General features: G+C 48.4%; 4 protein-coding genes and 1 pseudogene. All 5 read right to left on the bottom strand.

Translation table 11 applies throughout. The annotated features are described in order from the left end of the window. A pseudogene (locus tag V6C93_RS28155) lies at positions 1 to 950 on the bottom strand (transketolase); the annotation flags it as partial. Positions 951 to 1169: 219 nt separating this feature from the next. Then, positions 1170 to 2426 carry a beta-ketoacyl-ACP synthase II gene (gene fabF / locus V6C93_RS28160; RefSeq protein WP_333479988.1) on the bottom strand — a complete coding sequence of 419 codons (1257 nt, stop codon included), beginning with the start codon at positions 2424 to 2426 and terminating at the stop codon, positions 1170 to 1172. A 65-nt stretch (positions 2427 to 2491) separates the two neighbouring features. Further along, positions 2492 to 2740 carry an acyl carrier protein gene (gene acpP / locus V6C93_RS28165; protein ID WP_333479990.1) on the bottom strand — a complete coding sequence of 83 codons (249 nt, stop codon included), beginning with the start codon at positions 2738 to 2740 and terminating at the stop codon, positions 2492 to 2494. A 403-nt stretch (positions 2741 to 3143) separates the two neighbouring features. Further along, the gene (locus V6C93_RS28170; RefSeq protein ID WP_333479991.1) at positions 3144 to 3371 is read right to left on the bottom strand and encodes a hypothetical protein; all 228 of its coding nucleotides are present in this window, start codon (positions 3369 to 3371) and stop codon (positions 3144 to 3146) included. Positions 3372 to 3728: 357 nt separating this feature from the next. Next, a complete protein-coding gene (locus tag V6C93_RS28175; protein WP_333479992.1) occupies positions 3729 to 5060 on the bottom strand; it encodes a TIGR03279 family radical SAM protein in 1332 nt (443 codons plus the stop codon). Positions 5061 to 5130 lie beyond the last annotated feature (70 nt).

The raw sequence follows: 5130 nt of genomic DNA on the forward strand, positions 1-5130 counted from the left end.
TGGTTCCATTCGGTTTCTAAGTTGGCACCACGTTCTACCGCTTTCCGGAAGTGCTTGAGGGCGTCTTCTGGCACCTCGAACTCAGGGTATTCCCAACCCAGGTTCTCGCGAGTGGCCTTGACTTCATCCTTACCCAGAGCCGCACCGTGAACGTCGGCGGTATTGGATTTGTTGGGAGAGCCATATCCAATGATAGTGGTTACCTTAATCAAGGAAGGCTTGTCGGTGACAGCTTTGGCGGCTTCGATCGCTTTGGCAATGGCCTCCAAGTCACTGTTCCCATCTTCTACATGCTGGACGTGCCAACCGTAAGCTTCAAACCGCTTCCCTACATCTTCGGTAAAGGAGACGTCGGTAGAACCATCGATGGAAATGTGGTTATCGTCGTACAGAGCAATTAACTTGCCTAATCCCAAGTGTCCTGCCAAGGAACAGGCTTCACCAGAAACCCCTTCCATGTTGCAACCATCACCCAGAATCACATAGGTATAGTGGTCAACAATCTTGGCATCGGGCTTGTTGAACTTGGCAGCCAAATGGGCTTCTGCCATTGCTAAACCAACCCCATTGGCAATTCCTTGTCCCAAGGGGCCAGTCGTCACTTCTACACCGGGTGTCTCGAAGTTTTCCGGGTGACCGGGGGTTTTGGAGCCCCACTGCCGGAACTGTTTGATGTCGTCCAGCGTCACGCTATCGTAGCCTGTCAGATGGAGTAGGGCGTACTGTAACATACAGCCGTGACCTGCCGACAGAACGAAGCGATCGCGATTAAACCACTTGGGATTTTTCGGGTTAAACCGCATAAACCGGTCCCAAAGCACGAATGCCATAGGAGCCGCGCCCATTGGCAGCCCTGGATGTCCAGAATTCGCTTTCTGTACAGCATCAATGGCTAGAAAGCGGATGGAATTAATGCACAGTTCTTCGAGAGATTGGGTTGCAACGGCCATAATTTTTCTTTAAATGACTTTTAGGGATGTACGGTTTAACGCAAGATTTGTGTGAGTTAAAACTCAATGGCTCTCGGTCGCCCCAAGGCTATAGCCCCATCATCCCATTAGCGGGATCGATGGGCAAGGCAGAAAGGGACTAGGTATTTATACCATATCGGTTTTTGTAGATTGTTTGCAAATGCCGAAATGGATAGGGTTCCTAATCCCCTATTGCCATTACGATTGCCTGTATTTCTTGAAGGCTAGCGTGACATTGTGACCGCCAAACCCAAAAGAATTTGAAAGCGCCACTTCTACGATTTGATGGCGGCTCTTGTGGGGCACGTAATCTAGGTCACAAGCTGGGTCAGGGTTTTCCAAATTAATGGTCGGTGGAATTTGGTCATTTGCCACCGCCATGACCGTCGCGACGGCCTCAATGCCACCAGAGCCACCCAACAAATGACCTGTCATCGATTTGGTGGAGCTAACAGCCACCTGAGCAGCCGACTCACCTAAAGCTGTTTTAATCGCTGCCGTTTCCGTCGAGTCGTTAGCGGGTGTGCTGGTGCCGTGAGCGTTGATGTAACTCACCTGCTCTGGAGTAATCCCTGCATCTTTTAGCGCTAGTTGTATGGCTCGAGCCGCACCTTCTCCACCCGGAACCGGTGAGGTGATGTGATAAGCATCGCAGGTCATGCCATAGCCAATGATTTCGGCATAAATTTTGGCTCCACGGCTGAGGGCGTGTTCGAGTTCTTCCAGAATGAGAATCCCTGACCCTTCACCCATGACAAAGCCATCGCGATCGCGATCAAAGGGACGACAAGCCTGAGTTGGGTCATCGTTGCGAGTAGAAAGCGCTTTACACGCTGCAAAACCGGCTAACGATAGAGGCGTGACTGCCGCTTCAGTGCCTCCACAAATCATGGCCTGAGCATAGCCGCGCTGCACCAAGCGAAACGCATCCCCTATGGCATTAGAGCCCGCTGCACAGGCTGTAACGGTACAGTTATTCGGTCCTTTTGCACCCGTATGAATAGCCGTTAGACCCGCTGCCATGTTGGCAATCATCATCGGAATCATAAACGGACTACACCGATCCGGACCGCGAGTAAGGTAGATTTCCTGCTGGTCTTCTAATACCTTGAGACCCCCGATGCCAGTTCCAATGATGGCACCCACCTGTTCTGCGTTCAGGTCATTAATTACAAACTGCGCATCGGCTAGAGCCTGCTTGCTTGCGGATACTCCAAATTGAGCAAAGCGATCCATCCGCTTTGCTTCTTTACGCTCCATATATAGATGGGGGTCAAAACCCTTCACCTCACCGGCAATCCGGCAATCGTGTCGGGACGGGTCGAACAAGGTGATCGGGCCAATACCGTTTCGTCCACTCAACAACCCGTCCCAGTACTCAGTTAGAGTGTTGCCTATCGGTGTGATCGCGCCTAGACCTGTAACAACGACGCGTTTTAGTTCAATGTTTGTCATGATGCCAGTAAAACAGGGCTTGCTTACCCAGAACGCAGAACTTCCAGTAAAGACGGTATCTTAGTTTAGGCGGGAGCTTCTACTTTGTTACTGATGTAGTCTACTGCCGCTTGAACGGTGGCGATTTGTTCCGCCGCTTCGTCGGGGATTTCAATATCGAACTCTTCTTCTAAAGCCATCACCAGCTCAACGGTATCCAGGGAGTCGGCATTTAGGTCGGTGGCAAAGTTTGCTTGAGGGGTCACTGTATCAGGATCAGCTTCCAGTTGTTCGATGACGATTTTCTTAACTCTCTCGAAAATTTCTTGGCTCATAAAATGTTCCTCAACCTAGGCGCTTGAATTGTTCAGACCGTATTAGCTGGTTCTAAGCATTTTTTAATCTTATCGGAAAGAGGGACGATCACAGATATCTATATAGTCGCTTCTGGAAGTGGCACCTAAGATGTTGGTTCAGTGGTTATGCTCTAGGCGAATCCGATGAGGAGAGAGGAGGAGATTAAGATAGGGAGAATGTGGTTTGCGCAAAAAACTCGAGCTTTACATTGAATATATTGTAAAATGAGTTATTTAAACAATATTTTCCACTTTTTATAAAATGAGTGGGTGGGCCAATCAGTTTTGGGAGGTTATGTTCCTAAACAATTTGACAAACCTACTAGACAAAGTGGCAAACCATGCAGTAGTATAGCACGGCTTTTATTAGTGAATGCGATCGCTAAATATTGGAGCAACTCGAAGCACACAAGTGGGGCGGCTCCTTTAAGTGGCGAGATTCTTGCCTAACAAGCCCAGCCATTGCAGATTTCTGCAAAGCCATAAAAGCATTAAACTCTTCCGAGCCATACTTGGTTGTTTGTAATAGCAGTCGCAGTTGATTTTCGGCTTCAACTGTAAGGTGACCCGTTGCAAGAGCCTGTTGGACAATTTCACAAATACTAACCACGGGCTTTATCCTCCACGCCTTTAGCAACAACAGAAGCTCATAAAACGTCTGCGACTTACCTTGGGTTCAATCATTCGAGGCTACTATCGTTGAGGCAGATGACAGTACAGTGAAAACAATGTTCCTGGTAAAGCAAGCAAACTAGAACTCTGGCAACAGTGAATGCCCCTATCTGTAATCCTGATCGCCCTTTTCTGTGCTATTCAGACATAGGGCTACTTACTACATAGCTAAACAAGGCTTTCATCTAAATAACTTCACCCATTCGGGTCATTTGATACGCCATCCATTACGGATTGGGGCAGGCATCACACAGATTTTCAACCCGGATTTGGTATCACGCCGAACCAATATCCTCTATCCCTGTATCCGTTCAATCAGTTCCTCTATGCCGTTGATAGGCAGCATAGGAATCCCCAGATTAGCCGAGAGTTCTTGAATCGTCATATCATCTAAAAACCGGGTATCACCCTGCTTTAGCATCAAAGACGGTAATAGAATCGCTTCACCTACATCTTTCCCCTTCAAACCCTCAAGCAAATCTTGCCCAGTCAGCAGGCCAGTGACGGTAATCTCCTGTCCCCAGTAATCGCTACGCAGTGCCGCCAATCTGACTTCCAATCCTTCCACAGCATTTAACAACTGTATGAGTGGCTCAAAGGCTTTTTCAACGGCATTGCCGACTACCCACGTATAGCGGCGAGGTGTCTCTAGTTTTGAGGGCAGTTGCACAGAGGCGATGTCCTGAAAGTGTTTAATAAATTGGCGAATCGAACCCACACCGTTACCGATTTGAGGGTAGTCTTCGTAATGAGATTCGGGCGGTAACTCCTGTTGGGCAATCAGAAACCACTCATCGGCTAACCAGGCGAATGTCGTCCCCCATTGCTGGCGAAATCGCTCCTGAAGTGCCTGAACCTGCTGTATTACTTCTTCTGCCTTCTCACGACTTACCGGAATCAGTTCGTCTTGTGTCGGTCGAAAGCGTGTTAAACCTACAGGTACTACCGCTGTAGAAGCGACAGCAGGCACTTCACCCTTGTGGAATTGCGCCAAATCTTGCAGAGTACGTTCCAAGTGGATGCCATCATTGATACCCGGACAAACCACAACCTGAGCATGAATTTGCAGCCGTCGCTTCTGAAACCACTTCAACTGTTCTAAAATTTGCCCAGCTCGCTGATTTTTCAGCAGCCGTATGCGAATATCTGGCTCAGTAGCATGGACAGAGACATAGAGTGGAGATAGACGCATCTGTTCTATCCTGTCCCACTCTTTCTGGGTGAGGTTGGTCAGGGTTAAATAGGAACCATAGAGAAAGCTGAGGCGGTAGTCGTCGTCTTTGAGATACAAACTCTGACGCTTGCCTGGTGGTTGCTGGTCAATAAAGCAAAAAGGGCAGTGGTTATTGCACTGAATTAAGCCATCAAACAAGGCTGTCTCAAATTCCAGACCTAAATCCTCGTCGTAGTCTTTCTCAATTTCGACGAAGTGAGTCTTACCCGCCGCATCTAGGACTTGTAGTTCCAGCACTTCATCCGCACATAAAAACTGATAATCGATGAGGTCGCGGGGACGTGTGTCGTTAATTGCCACGATCGCATCCCCAGGCTCAAACCCCACCTCAGCGGCAATAGAATCAGGGAGAACTTTGGTAATTAAAGCAGGACGAATAGAAGTTTCACTCATTTTTCCAATCTTCTAACCCTTATTCCTTGATAAGCAATTCCCAATTCCCAAAAATACTACTATTGTGAAG

The sequence above is a fragment of the Allocoleopsis sp. genome (assembly GCF_036703385.1).
Taxonomy (GTDB): Bacteria; Cyanobacteriota; Cyanobacteriia; order Cyanobacteriales; family Coleofasciculaceae; genus Allocoleopsis.

Bases quoted from the DNA above. Each gene is read 5' to 3' on its own strand.
- fabF (WP_333479988.1), bottom strand. From the start codon at position 2,426: ATGACAAACATTGAACTAAAACGCGTCGTTGTTACAGGTCTAGGCGCG.
- acpP (WP_333479990.1), bottom strand. From the start codon at position 2,740: ATGAGCCAAGAAATTTTCGAGAGAGTTAAGAAAATCGTCATCGAACAA.
- V6C93_RS28175 (WP_333479992.1), bottom strand. From the start codon at position 5,060: ATGAGTGAAACTTCTATTCGTCCTGCTTTAATTACCAAAGTTCTCCCT.